General features: G+C 51.8%; 21 protein-coding genes. 17 read left to right on the plus strand and 4 right to left on the minus strand.

Features of this window, described 5'->3' with window-relative positions; all coding sequences use genetic code 11:
* Positions 1-2: 2 nt before the first annotated feature.
* Genes lspA through FYJ51_RS04130 form a run of 4 tightly spaced genes read left to right on the plus strand, consistent with a single transcriptional unit; the run spans position 3 to position 2,675 of the window.
* Complete coding sequence (gene lspA / locus FYJ51_RS04115) at positions 3-464, plus strand: signal peptidase II (protein ID WP_105303846.1); 462 nt, start codon at positions 3-5, stop codon at positions 462-464.
* Positions 461-1,375 carry an RluA family pseudouridine synthase gene (locus FYJ51_RS04120; RefSeq protein ID WP_154503544.1) on the plus strand — a complete coding sequence of 305 codons (915 nt, stop codon included), beginning with the start codon at positions 461-463 and terminating at the stop codon, positions 1,373-1,375. The genes lspA and FYJ51_RS04120 overlap by 4 nt, the downstream gene beginning before the upstream one ends.
* Positions 1,372-2,184, plus strand: coding sequence for a rhomboid family intramembrane serine protease (locus tag FYJ51_RS04125; RefSeq protein ID WP_154503547.1), 813 nt, complete (start codon positions 1,372-1,374; stop codon positions 2,182-2,184). The genes FYJ51_RS04120 and FYJ51_RS04125 overlap by 4 nt, the downstream gene beginning before the upstream one ends.
* Positions 2,181-2,675, plus strand: coding sequence for a deoxycytidylate deaminase (locus FYJ51_RS04130; protein WP_154503550.1), 495 nt, complete (start codon positions 2,181-2,183; stop codon positions 2,673-2,675). The genes FYJ51_RS04125 and FYJ51_RS04130 overlap by 4 nt, the downstream gene beginning before the upstream one ends.
* Before the next feature lie 20 nt (positions 2,676-2,695).
* On the opposite strand, the gene add is transcribed toward FYJ51_RS04130, so the two are convergent.
* Positions 2,696-3,724 carry an adenosine deaminase gene (gene add / locus FYJ51_RS04135; RefSeq protein ID WP_154503553.1) on the minus strand — a complete coding sequence of 343 codons (1,029 nt, stop codon included), beginning with the start codon at positions 3,722-3,724 and terminating at the stop codon, positions 2,696-2,698.
* A gap of 252 nt (positions 3,725-3,976) precedes the next feature.
* On the opposite strand from add, the gene FYJ51_RS04140 reads away from it, so the two are divergent.
* From FYJ51_RS04140 to FYJ51_RS04165, 6 genes are all read left to right on the plus strand, one after another.
* Entirely contained in the window at positions 3,977-5,155 is a 1,179-nt protein-coding gene (locus FYJ51_RS04140) for a BMP family ABC transporter substrate-binding protein (RefSeq protein WP_154503556.1), read from the plus strand.
* A gap of 88 nt (positions 5,156-5,243) precedes the next feature.
* Positions 5,244-6,797 (plus strand): ABC transporter ATP-binding protein, encoded by a 1,554-nt coding sequence (locus tag FYJ51_RS04145; RefSeq protein WP_105303841.1) that lies wholly within the window; start codon positions 5,244-5,246, stop codon positions 6,795-6,797.
* On the plus strand, positions 6,790-7,959 hold the full coding sequence (locus FYJ51_RS04150; RefSeq protein ID WP_154503559.1) for an ABC transporter permease: 1,170 nt from the start codon (positions 6,790-6,792) through the stop codon (positions 7,957-7,959). Before FYJ51_RS04145 ends, FYJ51_RS04150 begins: the two co-directional genes overlap by 8 nt.
* Position 7,960: 1 nt before the next feature.
* The gene (locus FYJ51_RS04155) at positions 7,961-8,920 is read left to right on the plus strand and encodes an ABC transporter permease (protein WP_105303840.1); all 960 of its coding nucleotides are present in this window, start codon (positions 7,961-7,963) and stop codon (positions 8,918-8,920) included.
* 57 nt (positions 8,921-8,977) lie between these two features.
* Positions 8,978-9,925, plus strand: a complete 948-nt coding sequence (locus tag FYJ51_RS04160) for a nucleoside hydrolase (protein WP_154503562.1) — start codon at positions 8,978-8,980, stop codon at positions 9,923-9,925.
* A complete protein-coding gene (locus FYJ51_RS04165) occupies positions 9,922-10,851 on the plus strand; it encodes a nucleoside hydrolase (protein WP_154503565.1) in 930 nt (309 codons plus the stop codon). Before FYJ51_RS04160 ends, FYJ51_RS04165 begins: the two co-directional genes overlap by 4 nt.
* 138 nt (positions 10,852-10,989) lie before the next feature.
* Here the strand turns inward: FYJ51_RS04165 and FYJ51_RS04170 are convergent, their stop codons facing one another.
* The gene (locus tag FYJ51_RS04170; RefSeq protein WP_154503568.1) at positions 10,990-11,883 is read right to left on the minus strand and encodes a ribokinase; all 894 of its coding nucleotides are present in this window, start codon (positions 11,881-11,883) and stop codon (positions 10,990-10,992) included.
* 108 nt (positions 11,884-11,991) lie between these two features.
* Between FYJ51_RS04170 and FYJ51_RS04175 the strand changes: the two genes are divergently transcribed.
* Together FYJ51_RS04175 and FYJ51_RS04180 are read left to right on the plus strand one after the other, a co-directional pair.
* The gene (locus tag FYJ51_RS04175; protein ID WP_154503571.1) at positions 11,992-12,735 is read left to right on the plus strand and encodes a nucleoside phosphorylase; all 744 of its coding nucleotides are present in this window, start codon (positions 11,992-11,994) and stop codon (positions 12,733-12,735) included.
* Positions 12,732-13,322 carry an NAD(P)H-dependent oxidoreductase gene (locus FYJ51_RS04180; protein ID WP_167836530.1) on the plus strand — a complete coding sequence of 197 codons (591 nt, stop codon included), beginning with the start codon at positions 12,732-12,734 and terminating at the stop codon, positions 13,320-13,322. The genes FYJ51_RS04175 and FYJ51_RS04180 overlap by 4 nt, the downstream gene beginning before the upstream one ends.
* 35 nt (positions 13,323-13,357) lie before the next feature.
* Here FYJ51_RS04180 and rnhC read toward each other — a convergent pair whose 3' ends face one another.
* The gene (rnhC, locus tag FYJ51_RS04185; RefSeq protein ID WP_154503574.1) at positions 13,358-14,230 is read right to left on the minus strand and encodes a ribonuclease HIII; all 873 of its coding nucleotides are present in this window, start codon (positions 14,228-14,230) and stop codon (positions 13,358-13,360) included.
* Positions 14,231-14,301: 71 nt separating this feature from the next.
* On the opposite strand from rnhC, the gene FYJ51_RS04190 reads away from it, so the two are divergent.
* From FYJ51_RS04190 to FYJ51_RS04205, 4 genes are read left to right on the plus strand one after another with little or no spacing between them, the layout of a single operon-like run.
* Positions 14,302-15,012 (plus strand): CvpA family protein, encoded by a 711-nt coding sequence (locus FYJ51_RS04190; RefSeq protein ID WP_205946173.1) that lies wholly within the window; start codon positions 14,302-14,304, stop codon positions 15,010-15,012.
* Complete coding sequence (locus tag FYJ51_RS04195) at positions 14,987-17,311, plus strand: endonuclease MutS2 (protein ID WP_205946174.1); 2,325 nt, start codon at positions 14,987-14,989, stop codon at positions 17,309-17,311. The genes FYJ51_RS04190 and FYJ51_RS04195 overlap by 26 nt, the downstream gene beginning before the upstream one ends.
* A 2-nt stretch (positions 17,312-17,313) precedes the next feature.
* Positions 17,314-19,092 carry an excinuclease ABC subunit UvrC gene (gene uvrC, locus FYJ51_RS04200; protein ID WP_154503583.1) on the plus strand — a complete coding sequence of 593 codons (1,779 nt, stop codon included), beginning with the start codon at positions 17,314-17,316 and terminating at the stop codon, positions 19,090-19,092.
* A gap of 4 nt (positions 19,093-19,096) precedes the next feature.
* Positions 19,097-20,152 (plus strand): M15 family metallopeptidase, encoded by a 1,056-nt coding sequence (locus tag FYJ51_RS04205; protein ID WP_205946175.1) that lies wholly within the window; start codon positions 19,097-19,099, stop codon positions 20,150-20,152.
* Between the two features lie 189 nt (positions 20,153-20,341).
* On the opposite strand, the gene FYJ51_RS04210 is transcribed toward FYJ51_RS04205, so the two are convergent.
* The gene (locus FYJ51_RS04210; protein WP_105303828.1) at positions 20,342-20,725 is read right to left on the minus strand and encodes a DUF948 domain-containing protein; all 384 of its coding nucleotides are present in this window, start codon (positions 20,723-20,725) and stop codon (positions 20,342-20,344) included.
* 75 nt (positions 20,726-20,800) lie between these two features.
* On the opposite strand from FYJ51_RS04210, the gene FYJ51_RS04215 reads away from it, so the two are divergent.
* Positions 20,801-21,295 (plus strand): YfcE family phosphodiesterase, encoded by a 495-nt coding sequence (locus FYJ51_RS04215; protein WP_154503589.1) that lies wholly within the window; start codon positions 20,801-20,803, stop codon positions 21,293-21,295.
* Positions 21,296-21,388 lie beyond the last annotated feature (93 nt).

Below are 21,388 nucleotides of genomic sequence, written 5' to 3' on the forward strand. Positions count from 1 at the left end.
ATATGGAATATGGAATCATAGCGGTGATCCTGGTTCTGGATCAGATCACCAAAGCAGTCATCCAGAACAGTGCCGCTGTAAAAGCAGGGGTTGAAGTGATCCCCGATTTTTTCTATCTGACCTATGTGCAGAATACCGGAGCAGCCTGGAGCATGCTGTCGGGGCATCAGGTATTTCTCTGCCTGATTGCGGCTGCCGCCATCTGCGTGATGTGGGTCTTCATGCAGAAAGCAAAGAAAGAACACCTGAAGCTCTCAAAAACTGCCCTGGCGATGATGATTGCCGGAGCAGCTGGCAACCTGATCGACCGTCTGATGCTGAACTATGTCAGAGACTTTCTGCATTTCTATCCGTTCGGCTATGACTTTCCGGTGTTCAACGTCGCAGACTGCGCGCTGACGATCGGCGTCATTCTTCTGATCATCGGCATGCTGAAGGGCGAAGGCGAGGAGAAGCACGCATGAAGACCGTGAATCTGACTGCGGAAACCGGGGGTATCCGGATCGACCGTCTGCTCAGCGAACAGACCGAAGTCTCGCGGACCAGAGCCCAGAAGCTCTGCGATGAAGGCCTCGTGCTGGTCAATGGCAAGCCGGTGAAGAGCTCCTATAAGCCGGAACCAGGAGAAGAGATTTCTGCCACGATTCCGGATGATGAACCGCTGGCGGCAGAAGCAGAGAATATTTCCCTCGATATTCTGTATGAAGATGCAGATATCATTGTGATCAACAAGCCGAAGGGCATGGTCGTCCATCCAGCACCTGGGGCAGAACACGGAACGCTGGTCAATGCTCTGCTGTATCACTGCAAGGATCTTTCCGGCATCAACGGAGTCCTGAGGCCTGGCATTGTGCATCGGATTGATAAGGATACGACCGGATGCCTGGTCGCATGCAAGAATGATTTCGCGCATGAAGCGATCGCAAAGCAGCTGGAGACGAAGACGTGCCACCGGGAATACAGGGCCATCGTGACCGGCGTGCTGGATCATGATGAAGGCATGATCGATGCACCGATCGGCAGAGATCCGAAAGACCGTCAGAAGATGACCGTGACAGAACATCATTCCCGCCCGGCAATCACGCATTTCCATGTGCTGGAACGGTTTAAAGATACGACGTATCTTGAATGTGCTCTGGAAACCGGACGGACGCATCAGATTCGTGTGCATATGCGCTATATCGGCCATCCGGTTCTGGGCGACACGAAATACGGCACCCCATGCCGGTACATGGATACTCAGGGCCAGGTTCTGCATGCATACCGGCTGACCCTGATCCATCCGCGGACCGGGAAAGAAATGGTGTTTGAAGCACCGCTCCCGGAGTATTTTCAGACACTTCTGGACATGCTGCGCAGGGAGAGCATGCAATGAAGCAATGGAAACTGATTCCGCCGGTCACGAAGACGATTCTGTTCGTATGCACCGCAATCACCGTGCTGATCCATGTCATTCCGTTTGAAGGCAATTCCACGGAAACTGCGATTCTCTTCGGAGCCTATTACAAGACATTCGTATCTGCAGGAGAGTGGTGGCGTCTGTTCACGGCGGGATTTGAGCATGTGAATTTCTGGCATCTGCTGATGAACATGTATTCGCTGTATCTGCTTGGCAGCGTGCTGGAAAGAACCTACCGTCCGCTGCGTTATTTCCTGCTGCTGTGTCTTTCCAGCATTGCCGGCTATGCGTTTCTGTTCGTGACCGGCGGAAATACCGTTGCAGTCGGCTTATCCGGCGGGCTGTACGGACTGATGGCAGCTTACTTCATTCTCGTGTATAAAGCAGGCGGATTCCGGATTCCGCAGGTACGCAATTCCTGTCTGGAAGTTCTGGCTATCAACCTGATCATGAACTTCATGCCGGGTATTGGCTATCAGGTTCATCTGGGCGGCCTCTTCATGGGTGCGCTGCTCGGCATTCTGTTCACGCGCGATCCGCAATGGAAGAGCGTGCGCAGCAGTGCGCTTTTATGCACGATTGCATTTTCTGCCGTGCTGATGATTCTGATTCCTTCTCATCTTTCCATTCCGGAAGATGAGAGGTATCTGGGAACTGATGCCAGGATTCTGACCTATGAAAAAGACCATGGCCTGCAGAATTATGCAGAAGGTATGGCCAGAAGGATTGATGATCTCTATGAAATCTCTTATCTGGAAGAGACTCTGACAGAGGATAACGGATGAATAAACGGGAAGGTACACTGACCTGGGATGAATATTTCATGGGCCTGGCCCATCTGAGTGCGCTGCGCTCCAAGGATCCGAATACGGCGGTCGGAGCTGCCATCGTCGATGGCAACCACAAGGTTGTTTCCGTCGGCTACAATGGCTTTCCGAAAGGCTGCAGCGATGATGTCTTTCCATGGAACCGGGAAGGCACTTTTCTCAACAGCAAGTATGCGTATGTCGTGCATGCTGAGCTCAATGCGATTCTGAATGCGCCGCGTCCGGTCACCGGATGCACATTGTATGTGAGTCTCTTTCCGTGCAATGAATGTGCCAAGGCAATCATTCAGTCCGGCATCCGCAGGATTGTCTATGAATCTGATAAGTATGCCGATACGGATTCCACGAAGGCTTCCCGGAGAATGCTGGAGGCAGCCGGAGTCGAACTGCAGCGGATCGAGAACACGATTCATCTCGAAGTCAAGAAAGTGCCGAATACAGAAAAGTAAAACAGCCGTGAGGCTGTTTTTCAGTATTGTGTCAATGCCTGTTCCAGTGCTTTGCGGACAGGCTCTTTTTCTGCTTCGCTGCAGAACGCAGCATTGATGGCGTTGAGATTCATCAGCACGAGATCTTTTTCTGTGAAGCCCATTTCCTTCAGGCAATGCTGATATTCGCTCTCGAGCGTCACCCCGGCAAGCGTCCGGTTGTCAGTATTGATCGTGACCGGAAGCCCCATCATCAGCAAGTTCTTAGCAGGGTGCTGTTCATAGGAAGGCTGGGTCAGGCACTGGATATTCGAGGTCGGGCATACTTCAATCGTGATGCCTTTTTCAATCGCCTTGCGGGCCAGGGCAGGGGAATTGTAGACATGGTGTCCATGGCCGATGCGCACTGCTCCGAAGTCCATCGCATCCCTGACCGTATCCGGTCCCTGGCTGTCACCCGCATGGCAGGTGAACGGAACGCCGAGTCTGGAAGCTTCTTCAAACAGCGGGGCAAAATTCTTCAGGGGAACAAATCCCTCCGCGCCAGCCAGATCGATGCCGACCAGGCCTTTTCCGAGATAATCCGGAGCGATCTTCACAGTCTCCATATTCTTGTCCCAGTTTGCGGTCTCCGGACCGACGCACATCATGCAGGCAAGAATTCCGATGCTGATATCTGAATACTTTTCCAGAGCTTTCTTCCTTCCACAGAGGACTGCCTCGATCGCATCGCGCTGCGTCATTCCCTCTGCAGTATGCAGCTGGGGAGCGAAGCGGATTTCGGCGTAGCAAACATGATCTTCTCTCAGATCTTCGATCAGTTCAAAGGTAAGCCGTTCAAGTGCTTCCGGTTTCTGCATGACCCGGATCGGGTCATCGAACATCTTGAGATACTCATTGACAGAACCGGAATTTGCATGGATACGGACCCATTTCATGTAGGAAACCGGATCGCTCCAGGGAAGTTCAACGTGATTCTGCTCAGCCAGCTCGAACAGGGTTTCAGGCCGGAAGGAACCGTCCAGGTGGCAGTGAAGTTCTACTTTCGGAAAATCAAATTCAGTCTTCATCTCTGATTCCTTTCTCATTTCTTTCTTAATTCAGTAAAAACAGGCTTTCTTCTGCATGTCAAGAGACAATGAATATGAAAGGTACTTAAATCAGCTTGTTGACATTCCCTGTGAAAGAGGGTAACGTGAAAATAGTGAAAGCGATTCCATCCGGCCAATGTATCATAGAGTACATAATTCTGTATTCAGTATGCGCTGGCCCTGGAATTGCCTATCCACTGAATTGTGTAAAGCAAATAGTAGGAGGAAAACATGAACAGAACAATTAAAGCTTTGCTTGCACTGGGAATGGCTGTTTCGCTGGCAGCCTGCGGAGGATCTTCATCATCCGCTGCAGCTACCGCAGCCGCGGAAGGATCTGCTTCAGCTGCTGCTGGAGGCGGATCTTCTTCGGAATCAGGAAAGGTCTACAATGTCGCGTATCTCGTCAACGGAAACCTGGGCGACAAGTCGTTCTTCGATTCTGCTGAGTCTGGTCTTGAACAGCTGAAGGCTGACGGACACATCACTCTGACGACCATTGAGATGGGCGGAACGGATGAAGACAAGCCGAAGTGGCTGCAGACACTGTACGATGTTTCTGATGAGGGTGATTATGATGTCATCGTCTGCGGAACTTATCAGATGCCTGACTATCTGAAAGAAGTTGCAGAAAAGTATCCGGATCAGAAGTACGTCATCTTCGATGATGATACGTATGCAGGACAGGATTCCAACGTCTGCAACATCGTCTACAAGCAGAACGACCTCGGCTACCTGATCGGCACGATGGCTGGTATGGTAACGGAAGATACTTCGATGGATAAGATCAATGCGGATAAGGTCATCGGCTTCGTCGGCGGCTATGATTCCCCGGTTATCAACGACTTCCTGTACGGCTATATCGAAGGTGCTCAGGCAGTTGATCCGGAGATCAAGGTTGATACCCGTTACACTTCCGACTATGTCGATACTGCTAAGGCTAAGGAATATGCTTACAGCATGATCAACGATTCCAAGTGCGACATCATCTGGGGTGTTGCAGGCAACGCAGGCAACGGTGCTGCTGAAGCAGTCCTCGAATCCGGCAATGCTTGGTTCATCGGTGTTGACTCCGACCAGGAGCAGACGCTGTCCAGTGATCTGGCTGCGATCACTCTGACTTCCGGCCTCAAGAACGTCGGCAATTCCCTGATCTGGTTCTTCGATGAGCTGGATGCTGGAAATGAGCACTATGGCGAGAGAGTTTCCCTTGGTATCGCTGAAGGCGGCGTCGGTATCGTCACGGATAAGAACTATGACAAGTATCTGTCTGATGATATCAAGAATGCTGTCCAGGCTGCGATCGATGGAATCTCCGATGGTTCGATCAAGGTTGATTCCGCTCTGACCGATGATGGCAACACTGCTGCTCAGGCTCTGCGTGATTCCGCACAGCCGAGTGCTAACTGAGAATCTTAAAACAATCTGAAAGCGGTATGGGGCTGGCAGTTTCTCAGCCCCATGCTTGTTTTAGAAAAGAGAAAGAAAGGGTAATGCTATGGATGATTATGTAATCCAGATGAAGAAGATTACCAAAGTCTACCCGAATGGCATTGTAGCAAACCAGGACGTCGATTTCAGCGTGAAGCGCGGCGAGATTCATGCGCTCATGGGTGAAAACGGAGCAGGCAAGAGCACACTGATGAAGATGCTGTTCGGACTGGAGCAACCGACTTCCGGAGAAATCTGGGTGAATGGGGAAAAAGTCAGCCTGACTTCTCCGAACGTCGCACTTCAGCATGGAATCGGCATGGTCCATCAGCACTTCATGCTGGTGCCGAGTCTGACCGTTGCCGAGAACATGGTGCTCGGCATGGTGCCGACGAAGAACGGACTCATCGATTATAAGAAAGCCGTTGAGATCACTGAGGAATACTCGAAGAAATTCAATCTCGAAGTAGAGCCGAATGCGAAAGTCCGTGATATTCCGGTCGGCATGAAGCAGAAGGTAGAGATTCTGAAGGCTCTAGTCCGCGGTGCGAAGATTCTGATTCTCGATGAGCCGACTGCAGTTCTTACCACACAGGAAACTACGGAACTGTTCCGTGAGCTCAAGAATCTGAAGAATCAGGGATTCACGCTGATCTTCATCTCCCATAAGCTGAATGAAATCATGGAGATCACCGACCGCATGACGATCTTGCGCGGCGGCAGATCCATGGGGGTCTACAATACAGCGGATGAGGATGAAGAGAAGATCTCAAGGCTCATGGTCGGCAGAGATGTTGTTCTGAAAGTTGAGAAAGACAAGGCAAAGCCGACGGATACCGTATTGAAGGTCAGAGATATCGAATACGTCAATGACTGGGGCAAGAAGATGCTTGATCATGTATCGTTCGATGTCCGCAAGGGTGAGATCCTCGGCATTGCCGGTGTTGAAGGCAATGGCCAGAAGGAACTGGTCGATATGCTGTTCGGCTTCAATACGCCGAATGCCGGCACGATTGAAGTCAATGGACAGAATACGATCGGCATGAGCCAGAGAGAACTCCGGAAGAACCATATCGCGCTCGTTCCGGAAGACCGTATGCTGTACGGCATTGCCGGCAAAGCGACGATTGAAGAGAATCTGATGAGCGACCGCATCAGCGAATCGAGATTCAATAATGGCATTCTGTTCAATATGCCGGCGATTCATCAGGAAGCAGATACCTTGATCAAGGATTATACGGTGCTCTGCAAGAACCGCAACCAGCAGGTCGGCAATCTGTCCGGAGGCAATATCCAGAAGGTCGTTGTCGCCAGGGAATTCAGCAATGATCCTTATCTGATCATCGCCGATCAGCCGACCAGAGGTATCGATGTCGGTGCCACGGAATTCATCCGCAAGAAGCTGGTCGAACTTTCCAGAAGCGGCATTGCAGTACTGCTGATCAGTGCTGACCTCAACGAAGTCATGGAGCTCAGCGACAGTCTGATCATCATGTGCGGCGGTCATATTGCAGCATATTTCGAAGATACTTCCGATCTGAGCGATGAGATGATGGGCAAGTATATGCTCGGCGTTGAGCAGCAGAAGCCGGAAGAAATCAGGAGGGTCTGCCATGAGTAAGAAAAGCGGATTATCCATCAGTCAGAAAAATAATATGAAGTTCAGCCTGCTGCGCGGTGCAGCAGCGCTTGGAATTGCATTGATCATCACTTTCCTGCTCATCTTTCTGAGCTCGGAAGGTGCGAATGCAGGCGAAAAGTTTGTCTCCAGCATCGATGCCATCCGGACGATGCTCGTGACCCCGTTCGTCAAGAATAACGGCAGCTTCAATTCGAAGAGCTTCACCGATATTCTTGCCGGCATGGTGCCGATCATCTTCACGGGTCTTGCGACTTGCGTCATGTTCTCGGCAAACCAGTTCAACCTCGGTGCAGAAGGAGGCATCATGCTCGGTGCTTTCATCGGCGGCCTGATTGCGGTTTACTGGAAGCTGCCGGGAATCCTTCTGCCGATTGTTGCCATCATCGTTTCGGCAGCAGCGGTCGGAGTGCTGATGCTGATTCCGGCAGTTCTGAAAGCGAAACTTGGAGTTTCCGAAATGGTCAACTCCCTGATGCTGAACTATATCATCCAGTATCTGATCAACTACCTGATGAACACGAAGTTTGCAGACACTTCCAAGGGAAGCACGCAGACGTATTCCTTCCAGGATAACGCAAGTCTTGCTCAGATCGTCGACAATGGTTCGGGTTTCTCTATTGCGTTCATCGTTGCGATCATCTTCGTAGTCATCACCTGGTACTTCATGTACCGCACGAAGTGGGGCTACGGCATCAGGATGACCGGTATCAACCAGCCGTTCGTCATGTATTCCGGCATGAATGTCGGTCTGATCATCATCCTTTCCCAGGTCGTCGGCGGACTGCTTGCCGGCATGGGCGGCTCTCTGGAGATGCTCGGACGAAACCAGTATTACAACTGGAGTGCATTGCCAGGATATGGATGGACCGGTATCACGGTTGCTATCCTGGCTGGCAATAACCCTGCATATGTTCCGCTGGCAGCGTTCTTCATGAGCTATCTGACCAGAGGCTGCACGCTGATGGCTACGTACAACAATGTTCCTTCTCAGCTCATCTCGATCATCCAGGCAGTGATCTTCGTCTTCTTCGCAGCGGAACAGTTCCTTGCGAAGTATCGTCAGAAGCTCGTTGTCCGGACTGCTCAGGAAGAAATGAAAGAGGCTCAGCAGGAAAAGATTGCGGAAGGAGGCACGAAGTAATATGTCATTCATCTTCACTACAGATTTCTTCTTCTCGATCTTCCGTATCGCTACTCCGATTCTGCTGGCTACGATGGCAGCGGTCATCGGTGAGAAGGGCGGCATTTCCAACATCGGTCTTGAAGGTATCATGATGATGTCCGCACTCTTCGGATCTCTGACTGCATACTGGACCGGCAGCTGGTTCATCGGCGTTCTGGTTGCAGTTGCGGTCGGACTGCTCGAAGCACTGCTCATGGGTTTCTTCGCCTTCAAGCTGAAAACGGATATCATCCTTACCGGTACTGCCATCAACATGATCGGTTCCGGAGGCACGCTGTTCCTCGTCAAGGTCATCACGAATGCGACCGAAGGCAAGGCACTTGCTTCTACCACCGGCCTGATCACGAAGAATCTGCAGATTCCGGTATGGAACATTCCGCTGATCAAGGATATTCCGGTCATCGGCCAGGTCATCTCGGGCCACAGTGTCATGACCTACATCAGCTTCGTGCTGGTATGGCTGACCTGGGTGCTGCTGTATCGCACGTCGCTTGGTCTCAATATCCGTTCCGTCGGTGAAAACCCGGATGCGGCTTCCTCGGTTGGTGTCTCGGTTCTGAAGATCCGCTACATCACCATCGGCATCACCGGCATTCTGGCTGGTCTTGGCGGAGCATATATGTCCATGTACTATGCAATGGGCTGGTCTCAGGATATGGTTGCAGGACGCGGCTTCATCGCTCTGGCAGCGCAGGCTATGGGCGGCGGCGAGCCGGTCGGCTGCATGTTTGCGGCTCTGATCTTCGGTTTTGCTCAGGCTCTCGGCATCAAGGTTTCGGCTATGGGTGTCGATTCGAATCTGGTCGCTCCGATTCCTTACATCGTCACTATCATCTCACTTGTCATCTTTGCGATTTCACAGCGGAATAGTGAGAAACGCCGCCATTCTGCGCAAGCTCTGAAAGAAGCTTCTAAGTAGTCAGAATTCCAGGAAGGGGACGCAGAGTTCTCCTTCCTTTTTTCAAGAGGTAAGAATATGAAACGAATTCCTGTGATCCTGGATGGAGATCCGGGACACGATGATGCGATTGCCTGGGTATTTGCCAAAGCCAGCCCGAAGCTTGACATCAGAGCTGTCTGCTCCGTCAACGGCAACCAGACGATTGAAAAAACTACCTATAATGCCAGAAGAATCATGGCACTATTGGGCATCGATGCGCCCTTTGCAAAAGGGGCGATCCGGCCGATGATCGCGGATGTGATGCCGGCTGGAAACTGGCATGGGGAAAGCGGCCTGGACGGACCGGCAATGCCGGAACCGGATCAGGAAATCTCTCCGCTCTCTGCACCGGATCTGATGGCCAAGGTCATTTCGGAAAGCGAAGACCCGGTCACCATCATTGCGACCGGACCGCAGACGAATGTCGCAGAGCTGCTTGTCAGCCATCCGGAAGTAAAAGACAAGATCGGCCGCATCAGCTTCATGGGCGGCGGCATTGCCTATGGCAACTGGATTCCCGGCGCGGAATACAATATCCTCTGCGATCCGGAAGCTGCCGATATCGTCTTCCGTTCCGGAATTCCGCTGACCATGAGCGGACTGGATGTAACCGAAAAGGCAATCATCAAGCCCGAAGACATTGCCCGTATCCGGGCTGTGGGCAACCAGGTCAGCCAGATCACTGCAGACTGGGTTGAATTCTTCATCCAGCATCCGATGGATATCGGCTATGCTGGTGCCCCGGTGCATGATCCATGCGCGGTGCTGACACTGATTGAGCCGCAGATCTTCACGATGAAAGATCTGCATGTCGACATCGAACTGACTGGCCAGTATACGCGCGGAGCAACCGTTGCCAGTATGGAAGACTGGCAGATTCAGAATCCGAATGTCACCTGCGCGCTGACCATAGATCAGTCCGCTTATGTCGATCTTCTGATTTCCTATCTGCATGCTTATGACGGAAGGGAGGTACGCATATGAGTATTCCGGTATGGATGGATATGGACACTGGCGAAGATGATGCAATTGCCATCATGACAGCGTTCCAGCTGCCGGAGCTTCAGGTGGTCGGCATGTCTGCCGTCGCAGGCAATGTCGAACTGAAGCATACCTTCCGCAACACTCGCAATGTGCTTTCTCTGATCCATAGAGAAGACGTGAAAGTATACCCTGGCGCCGAGAATCCATTGCGCCAGAAGCTCACTACCGCCGCATACGTGCATGGCGAAACCGGCCTCGCTTCTGCGGTTCTGCCTGAATCCAAAGCTCCTTCTGAAACAGAAAAAGCATGGGATGCACTCTATCGGACCGCTAAGGAATACCAGGGTGAACTGAACCTGATCCTGACCGGACCGGAAACCAACGCTGCGATTGCGTTCTTCAAATATCCGGATCTGAAACAGTATCTGAAGCGGATACTGATCATGGGCGGAGCTGCTGTGGGCGGCAATTCCACGCCTGCTGCAGAATTCAATATCTGGGCAGATCCGGAAGCGGCGCAAGCCGTATTCCAGAGCGGTGTCGAGATTGTGATGTGCGGTCTTGATGTCACCTCGAGAGCGGGCCTTTCCAAAGAGGAGGTTGAGGAACTCGACCATTATCCTAACGCGTCCTGCCACCTGTTTCGGTCCTGTACGGAACTTGCAAGAAAGCTATACAGCGAGCATCATAACGACACGCTGCTGATCCATGATGCATGTCCGGTCATCTATGCCGCTCATCCGGAATACTTTACCGGGACGAAAGCTGGTGTCGTGATCGAAACCAGAGGAACGTATACCAGAGGCAAGACGGTGACAGATCTCTATACGGATTCTTCCTATCCGCTGCAGCAGACGATCGTCGTAACGGATGCCAACCGCAAGGCTGTCGCAGATACGATCCGGACTGCTCTGGAGGCTTACTGAGTTCTTTCTGACAAAATGTATTTCCTCAACCGGGTGATCGCTGCTGATCGCCCGGTCTTTTTCACACTGTTCTGATGCAGAAGGGAAAGCATCATAAAACCGGCAGTCCCAGGAAGACCGCCGGTTATGTGAAAAACTTTATTTCAGGATGAGATGGCTAGAAAGTACTTCATAGATTTCCGGAATTGAAGCACTTGCCCCATTTCTGGTAACCGCAATGGCACTTGCCGTGCTTGCCAGTCTCAGAACATCCGCTTCAGAATATCCCTGCATCAGGCAGGAGATGAAGTAGCCCGTAAACGTATCGCCGGCACCGGTCGTATCAACGGCTTTGACATTGTAGCAGCCGTGATGCAGCACTTCCTTGCCATTCCAGTAATCAACTCCTGCGGAACCCAGTGTCATGACAATCTTCGTATCCGGATATCTGGACGCAAGCTCCATCAGCGGGTGATCGGCATGCTCAGACAGTTCTTCCGCTTCTTCCTTGTTGACGATGAGGTAGCTGACTTCCTGGAGCGGAAGCGTGCGGATCACTTCATTCATCGGGGAAGGATTCAGAACGATCGTCATTCCGAGTTCATGCGCTTTATGAATCAGATAAGCCAGTTCATTGATTTCGTTCTGCAGTAAAATCCAGTCTCCGCGGGAGAAATCAGAGAGCACTTCATCGATGAAGCCCTTCGTCATGGAACGATTGGCACCGCCATAAAGAACAATGCAGTTTTCTCCATGAGGGTCCACCTGGATGAAGGCATTGCCGCTGGCAACATCATCCAGCACGCGGATATGGTCGGTATTGACGTGATTGGCCTTAAGAGTGTTCAGAAGAAGGGCACCGTCCTCTTTTCCGACAGCGCCGGCATGATAGACTTTGGAGCCTGCTTTTGCGATTGCGATGGACTGATTCAGACCTTTGCCGCCCACATTCAGGGTTCTTGAAACAGAAGATTCTGTTTCGCCTGGTCTGACAAAATGATCAACCTGGTAGGTATAATCCAGATTCAGAGAACCAAAATTAAGAATTTTCATCTGCTGTTTCCTCTTGGCTTCATTTTATGATGATTTCAGACCATGGTCAACTTTCCAAAAGGGGTTATGATGATAATAATGGAAGAGGAGAAATGGAGAGTACCTATCATGAAAGAAGCACATATTCAGCTAGATTCATCAGTTGGCGCAAAGGCAGCGATCCTGCCAGGCGATCCGGCCAGAATTGACCGGATTCTGCCGTATTTGGAACATGCAGAAGCTCTTGCGTACAACCGGGAATACCGTTCTGTGGCGGGCTTGTACCATGGCATGAAAGTCATTGCAATGTCTACCGGCATGGGCGGCAGCTCCGAAAGCATTGCCGTGGAAGAACTGCATCATATCGGCGTGACCGGAATGGTCAGAATCGGTTCCTGCGGCGCATTGCAGAAGGGGATCGGTCTCGGCGATCTGGTTGTCGGCTGCGGCGCGATCAGGGATGACGGCGCCAGCAAGGCTTATGTCAAAGACATCTATCCGGCAGTTCCGGATACGGATCTCCTGTTTGAAATCCTGTCTGCTGCAAAGAAGAATGGGTATCCGGTTCATTGCGGAGTCATTCACAGTCATGAGACGTTCTACACGGATACGAATGATGCCGAAGAAGCTGCCTGGTCGAAGCTTGGCGTGCTCGGGTCTGACTTTGAGAGTGCAGCATTATTCACGGTCGGAAGAATCCGCGGGGTCAGAACAGCTTCGATTCTGAATAATGTCGTGCTTTACGGAACCAGCACCGAGGATTCGATCGGCAGTTATGCTGATGGAGCGTCTCTGACCGCCGAAGGGGAAAAGCGTGAGATCATCACCGCTCTTGAAGCATTGCATGCATGCTGGGAGAAAGGGCTGTTATGAAACGAGTCCTGATCCTTGACAGCACCACGCGTACTGGCAGCAGAACAGCATCTCTGATGGATGCGTTCTGTTCTGGTCTTGATCCGGAATGCGTATATACGGAACTGCTGAGATTATCAGAACAGAATCTGAAACCGCTCTATGGGGAAAGCCTTCAAGAGCGTGACCGTCTGCTTGCCGAAGGAAATCGGACGGCAGAACGGTTCCGGTATGCATGGCAGTTCCGTTCGGCTGATGTGATCGTCATTGCTGCACCGTTTTATGATCTGAGCATCCCTGCGCTTCTGAAGGACTATATCGAGAACATCACCGTCGAAGGAATCACTTTCTCTTCGAGCGAAACCGGTCTGAAGGGAGAATGCAATGCCAGCGAGATGATCTTCCTGACAACGCGCGGAGGGTTAGTGGAAACCGGGAGCGAATGGGAGCTTGCAACCCCGTATCTGAAAGGATTATGCGGCATGCTCGGCATTGATCATTTCAGCTGCATCGCGGCAGATGGCATGGATGTGCAGGGAATTGATACTGCTGCCCGGCTGGAAAAAGCATCTGCAGAAGCAAAGAAGAAAGCATCTGAGATCAGGTAGAAAGTTCTTAGGAAAAGACTGAAAGAAAAACTGCATCATCGGTGCAGTTTTTCTGTATTCCGGAAGTGCAGCTTTGCGACTTCGGACAGCTGATCCATACCAAAGCGATTCACGAATTCCAGTGCGCAGTCATCGACTTTCGTGCCTGCACCTTTCTGGAACTTCATTCTGTATTTCTTTTCCATCTCATCCATGGAGACGAGGAATGCATATCTGGCAATGACCGAAGCGGAACCGACAGCAGGATACTTGTTCTCTGCTCTGGTCTCAAAGGTGATGCCTCTGATCACGGTTTTCTCATGCGTCAGATAATGGTAGTACTGAGGCTCCGGGGCAAACTGATCGATGATCCGGAAGTCCGGAAGTCTGNTCTTCTGCGACAGATTTACATAGGCCTGGTTATGAAGCTTTGCCTTGATCGCATTCATGTTGCTGGAGGCATGGACCTGGTTGTACTTCTCAGGGTTCACAATCAAAAGGCTGTACCGCAGCGTCTGCATGAGCTTCGGAGCGATCTTGCGGATCTCTGCATCGGTCAGTGCTTTGGAGTCCCGGACGCCCAGTTCCTTCAGCATTCCGAGGTCGCTTTCCTGCACGATGCAGGCACAGACGCAGACCGGGCCGAAATAGTCACCGGTACCGACTTCATCGCTTCCTGCCTGAGGAAATTCCGGCTTCTTTGCATGGGGATGAGAACGGAGTTCTTTCCGGAACGGGGATGCATAAACTTCAGCATCTTTTCCCTGGAATACGACTTTTCCGGAAGTATAGGCAGTGATGACGCAGTTTTCAGGCCGGAGCTGATATTCTCCATAGGGAGGAACCCGTTCCGATGCGTTATCCTTCCAGGCTTCATACAGGGTCCTGCGTTCTTCGGGGGAGAGCACTAAGGTAATTACTTCAGACATGGCTCCATTCTACCATGATTTGCCAACCCGAATCAGATCGGCGTAAACTGTTAAGCGAAAGGCGGAGAACTATGATCACGATTCCGGAAGGATGGTTTGCAGGAATAGATATTGCAGTTGTGATCTTCTATGCGGTGCTGATTGCCAAGGGAGCGAAGAAGGGCTTTCTGTATCAGATTCTGTCGTTTGCGGGTACCGTGCTTTCTTTCTTCATCGCCTGGCGTTATGATTCCGTAGCAGCTCAGTATATCCGCCTATGGCCGAAGGACTGGAACCCGTTTGCGGATTCGCTGTTTGCAGATTCGTTTATCGACTTCATGAATGAAGCAGTGTGGTTCCTGGTGCTGTTTCTGATCGTGAGGATCATCTTTCATCTGCTCTGCAGCCTCGCCTCTGGACTTCAGAAAGTTCCGGTGCTGCGGGAAGTGAGCGGACTGCTAGGCGGACTGCTCGGAGCAGGAATCGCGACGATCTGGATTCTCGTATTCTCGGTCTTTCTGAATACGCCGGTATTTGCTAATGGGACAGCTTGTGCAGATTCGACGCTGATCGGTAAAATCAGCGAACCGGTATCGGAGACGATGAGCGAGCTCGGTGTTCAGACCAACAGCATGAAAGCTCTGAACAAATTGTTTACGGATATGAATTCCATGGATGACAGCGATAAGCAGGCAGTTGCGAAGTGGCTGGAATCGCATGGGTATGAAAAGCTGGAAGAAGGAATTCAGATTTCTCTTCCATCAGATGGAGATCGCAATGAATCAGCTGGAGAACAGTCTTGAACTGAATATCATCATTGAACAGATCGCAGGACTCTGTTCTTTTTCACTTGGCCAGGAAGCAGTGAGAGCTCTGGAGCCTTCTTATGATCCGCTGGTCATCCGCAATGAGAATGCAAGGATCCGGGAAGCGCTGGCGGCGGTGATCCATGATGGGCCGATGCCGTTCCATGGCATCCGGGATCTGTCCGGGATGCTGAAGAATGCCGTAAAGGGAAGATTGCTCACGGGAATGGATCTGGCTCAGGAGATCTCGTTCATCCAGGGCATCCATGCGATTAAGAGCTATGAGCAGGGACTTGAGACGCCTCATGAAGCGATTCATGATCTCGTCTCGACCATGACGGAACATCGGGCAGCGGAGAAGATGCTTTCTTCCTGCGTGAATGAATACGGAGAAATTCTCGATACGGCAAGTCCTGGTTTGCGGGAAGTGAGAAGACAGCTGAGGAATATCGACGGAGAGATCAGTGCTGCCGTGCAGAGATTTCTTTCTGCTCACAGCTCTTCGGTTGTCGATTCGATCGTGACGTACCGCAATGGCAGAGCGGTGCTGCTGATCAAGGCGAGTGAGAAGAACAGCTTCGGCGGTCTTCTGTATGGCGACAGTGCGAGCGGTCAGGCAAGCTATGTGGAGCCGGCGGCTCTGGTCAGCGTGAACAACCGGAAACAGGAACTCGCTGCCCGGGAGCAGGAAGAGATTGCGGAAGTGCTGCGCAGATGCTCGAAGGTCGTGCAGGACATCGCCAGTGAAGAGCTTGCCAACCTGGAAACCTGCACCTTGCTCGATTCTCTGTTTGCAAGAGCAGAATGGGGAAAAGAACGGGATGCGATTGCGGCAGCACTCAGCGAAGAGAAAGAAATCAATCTGAAGAAAGCAAGACACCCGCTGATTGATCCGAAGAAAGTCGTGCCGAATACGTATCGTCTGAAAGATCCCCAGCGGATGCTGCTGATCACCGGTCCGAACACCGGCGGCAAGACGGTTTCCATGAAAATCATCGGTCTCTTCGTGCTGATGACGTACTGCGGCATACCGGTGCCGGCGGAAGATGCGAAGGTTCCGTTCTTCGATCATGTCTATGCGGATATCGGCGATGATCAGTCGGTCGTTTCATCTCTGAGCTCCTTCAGCGCACATGTCGAGAAGCAGGCAGACATCCTGCGCAATGCGACCAGCGAGTCGCTGGTGCTGCTGGATGAAATCGGCAGCGGCACGGATCCGAAGGAAGGCGAAGCGCTGGCAATTTCCATTCTCAATGAACTGCGCAGCCGGCGGACGATGACCGTCGCAACGACGCATTACAGCCGGCTTAAGGCATACGGCAAGCGGCACAGCGATATTCTGTTAGCAAGCGTGCAGTTTGATATGGAGAAACTGGAGCCGACTTACCGGTATCTGGAAGGCGTGACCGGACAGTCCAACGCCCTCGAGGTCGCAAAGCGCTATGGTCTTCCGGAGGACGTGATCCGGTATGCCAGATTTCTGAAAGACCAGGCTAGGAGCGAAGAAGACCAGCTCATAGAGAAACTTGAAAAACAGCTCAATGAGACAGAACTGAAGAATGCTGCCCTCGATGCGAAGCTCGAGGAGATCAAGGCATACCAGCGCACGCTCCATACCGAGAAAGTGAATTTCGAGAAAGAGCGGGATGAATGGCATGCCAAGGCTGAAGCGGAAGCAGATGCATATGTCGAAGAAGCCCGGAAGAAGGCAGATGAGGTGCTGCGGAACATGCGGCGCATGCAGCAGAATGCCCGCTATCATGAAGTGCTGGCTGAGCGCCAGAAGCTGAATCGGGCAGAAACAGAAGAAGAACCGGCTGAGAAGCCGGCTGTAAAGCAGGGAGGCTATCGGCCGGGGGATGTCGTGGAGCTGAGAGCCGGAGGTCAGCCCGCAAAGGTTCTTTCGGTGCGCAAGAAGCAGATCGTGATCAGCCTCAACGGGCGCGAGATGCAGGTGAAGGAATCGCAGATCCGTCCGAGTCTGAAGATCATCGCCGATGTGAAGGAGAAGCCGGTGATGACTGTCAGCGGCGGCGATCTCTTTTCCTCGATGCCGATTCAGTGCAACCTGATCGGCATGCATGTAGATGAAGCCATGGAGGCGATGAATTCCTATCTGGACCAGGCAAAGATTCATGGACTGAAACAGTTCCGGATTGTGCATGGCGATGGCAGCGGCGCACTCCGCAAAGCGGTGCATGATGCCCTGGCAAAGAATCCGGACGTGAAGGAATACCGGCTCGGCATGCCGCAGGAAGGCGGAACCGGAGCCACGGTCGTCACGATGAAGGACTGAATATGGATCGGGAGTATATCAAGGCAAAACTGGCGAATCTTCCGGATCAGCCCGGAAGCTATCAGATGAAGAACCGGAATGGGGAAATCATCTATGTCGGCAAGGCGAAGAATCTTCATAACCGGGTCAACCAGTATTTCACCGGAGCCCATGATTTCAAGACCACGAAGATGGTCTCGAACATCGAGGACTTCGATTTCATCGTGACCAGAAGCGAGAAAGAAGCCCTCGTGCTCGAGATCAACCTGATCAAGAAATACCGGCCGAAATACAACATCCAGTTCATGGATGACAGCACCTATCCGTATATCAAGCTGACGAATGAGAAATATCCCCGCCTGCTCATCGCAAGAGACATGAAGAAAGACCGCAAGGCACATTACTTCGGTCCGTTCCCCGATGCCGGCCATGCACGCAATACGCAGAAGCTGCTGCAAAGTCTTTACCCATTCCGGCGCTGCACGCAGATGCCAGCCAAGGTATGCCTGTACTACCATATGGGACAGTGCCTCGGTCCGTGCGAATATGAAGTGGATCCTGAGATCTACACGAAGATGAACGAGGAAGTCACGCGCTTTCTGAACGGCGATACGAAGGAAGTACGCGAGGAACTGAAACAGAAGATGGAAGAAGCCAGCGAAAAGCTGGAATTCGAGAGTGCCCAGCAGTACAAGGAGATGCTGGAAAGCATTGATTCCGTGACTGCAGACAAACAGATCATCGAACTCGACAACCGCGGGTCCATGGATGTCTTTGCCTGGTACAGCGATAAAGGCTATCTGGCAATTACCGGATTCCTCGTGCGCAATGGCACGATTCTCAGCAAGGAATGGAAGCTGAGACCCCTCTATGGTGATGCGGAAGAAGAATTCTTCTCGTTTGTGATTCAGTACTACCAGGATCATCCGGCAGCGAAGGAACTCGTGCTGCCTCAGGAAGCGGAAGAATCGACGGTGAACGAAGTTGGCGAGATTCTGGGCGTGCAGGTAACGCAGCCGCAGAAAGGATACCGCCGCAAGCTGATCGAGCTCTGCGTTGAGAATGCTAAGAAGCAGCTCGAACTGAAGTTCCAGACTGCGGAAAAGCAGGAATCTGAAATCGAAAGTGCTGTGAATCAGCTTTCCGAGCTGGCCGGCCATCCGATGGACCGGGTGGAGCTCTTTGATAACTCCCATACGGCCGGAACCTTTACGGTGGCCAGCTGCGTGGTCTATGAAGATGGAGTCCCGGATCGAAAGGATTACCGCCTCTACCGGCTTCATACCGGCAACAGCGATGTGGATTCGATGAAAGAAGTGCTGTACCGCAGATATTTCCGTCTCATCAAGGAGAACGGAAGACTGCCGGACGGCATTCTTGTCGATGGCGGCTGGACGCAGATCGAAGCCGCGAAGACGATTCTGGATGAACTCGATCTCAGCGGGAAGATCAAGCTGATGGGACTGGTCAAGGATGACCATCATAATACCGATGCTTTGATGGATACCGACGGGAAAACCTTTGCCATCGACAAGGACAGCAGCCTGTTCTTCCTTCTGACGAGGATGCAGGATGAAGTGCATCGCTCGGCAATCACGTATCACCGGAAGCTCAGGGCAAAGGCGCAGACGAGATCCATCCTCGATGAAGTGGAAGGAGTCGGACCGAAGCGCAAGCGGCAGCTGCTGAAGCATTTCGGAAGTTTCACGAACCTGAAGAATGCAGAGTGTGCCGAGATCGCCGAAGTCGTTCCGGAGAATGTGGCGGAAAAAGTATATGAAGCCCTGCATGCGGAGGAATGATATAATGCAGAGTATGTGGAAAGACGCAGCCATTCTTCCTGAACCGCAGCGGAAGCGCTGGACCGCATTCTTCGTGGCATTCGTCGTGCTGTTCACGGCGGTATGCCTGGGCGTGCTGAATTACAACTATGATTCGCTGGCCCGCTATCCGTACAAGGATGAGAAGAGCCGGCAGCTGATCAAGCACTATCTGAATCAGGAAGAGATTGATTATATTATCGAGTATTCGATTCCTCCCAATATGTTCATCGCTTATATCCAGTGCCCTGGCTTCAGCATCTACCATGCGGCGGAATACAAGAAACTGAGCGAATCGGAATGGATGGAATCGCCGGCGCATATCGTGACGATGGTCGAGGAAACCCGCCAGGTCATGGATACTGATACGCTGATCGCCTATCTGGCCGATGGCAATTACAGCTATTCTGATCTGCATGTATATCTGACGGAAGGGGATCCGTATCATTCCGGCAGCACCCTGGTGTCGGATGCAAGCGGAACAGACCTCTGGCTGGATGACAGCCTGACGGTCAGCACGCGCATTCCGTCCGGACTGGCAGTGCTTCCCGCAGAATGGTGCGTGAATGGCAATGCCGTGAGTGTTCTGGATGAGACCAGAAATGCGCTCTCCGGTCTGATGGATGCAATGTCGCTGGCTATGAATAATGGCCTTGAAAGCGGCGGTCTTCTGATTTCCAGGGGATATGTCTCCTTCGAAGATCAGGAAGAACTATTTGAGAAAGCGCAGGAAACTTACGGGAAAGATGCTTCTCTGTATGTATCATATCCCGGTCACTCCGAGCATCAGCTCGGGCTTGCCGTGGACTTTGCGGTCAGCGGAATTCCCGAAGACTCCTTTGAGAAGACTGCTCAGTCGCAATGGCTCGAAGCCCATGCCTGGGAATACGGATTTGTCAGGAGCTATACGAAGCAGGATGAGCTGCTGACGGGCAAGTATGAATCATATTCTCATTACCGCTATATCGGAACAGAACTTGCGGTTTCTCTGCACGAACAGGGAATCACTTTTGCGCAGTATGCCAAGCAGAAAGCATCCTGATCCGCTATACTGAACTCAGAAAGAACTGTTCCGGAAAGAGAAATGCGATGCTCGGAGAACTCATAGTCATTGCGCTCGTCTTTGTCCTTGCTTATATCTATTCCCGTTCTGCCGGAAAGCATCTGGACAAGATGAATGACAATTACCGGAAGAAGTAAATGAAAAGGAGAGCTGATCTCCTTTTCGTTTTCATCTGAGGCTGTTCTTCACTTTCCGGATGATCCGGTCTTCGCTGGCTTTCTGGCTGTATACATGTTCTGCTGACTTCAGAAACTGCTTCATGCCGGAACCGTCCGCATTCCTGTAATCCTTGCGGATCGCATTGAGGATCAGCAGGCTGCTCAGAACTCCGGAACCCTGATTCACATCTTTCTTCGCTTTGGTTCCGATTGTGTCTGCTTTGATCTTCGAAGCGGTGATTCCGTTCTGGATCTCAGTGAGCTGAGGCTTCATCGTATTCAGCTGCCTGATCAGCGGACGTGCTTTCAGAAAGGTCATGACCAGAAAGACGAGCAGCAGGACGAAGGCGGCGATCAGACACCAGTAATTGTACGGATACAGACTGACTTGCATAGGGTTCCCTCTCTGCAAGTCATTATAAAGCGAAAACAGTCTATTTTCCATGCGGGTTTCTGATAAGATAATGACATGCGTGAACTTCTCATTGTGGCAGTATCAGATAACCATGGCGCCAGAAGACCGGTGCAGTGGCTGCAGGAAACGTATCAGAATGCGGATTATTTCCTGCACCTCGGAGACAGCGAAGGACCGATGCGGTGGCTGAACGGATATGCCTGCGTGCGAGGAAACAACGACTATGATCCGGCTTATCCGGAACATCGGGTCCTGAAGATCGGAGAACATCGGGTGCTTCTGACGCACGGGCATCGGGAGCTTTACCGCGGTGGGATGGAAGGTCTCATCTATCAGGCCGGAAAAGAGCAGTGCGATATCGTCTTCTACGGTCATACGCATATCTATTCCTGCGTGCATGAAAAGAATATCTGGCTGCTGAATCCCGGCAGCATCCGCCGCAATCGGGATGGCAGCAATCCTTCTTATATGCTGGTGAGGCTGAATGGACCGGACGTATCGGTTTCGCACATGGAGGTGAGTTGCAGAACTAAACGCAACTTTGCATAAGTTAATGCAACTACCCCCTGAAAGTTGGTATTCAGAAAGAATATAATCTGATTAATTTACCGGAAAAAGTAAGGCTAACTTATGTTTTCCGGT

It is taken from the genome of Stecheria intestinalis, assembly GCF_009696165.1.
In the GTDB taxonomy this organism is placed as follows: Bacteria; Bacillota_I; Bacilli_A; order Erysipelotrichales; family Erysipelotrichaceae; genus Bulleidia; species Bulleidia intestinalis.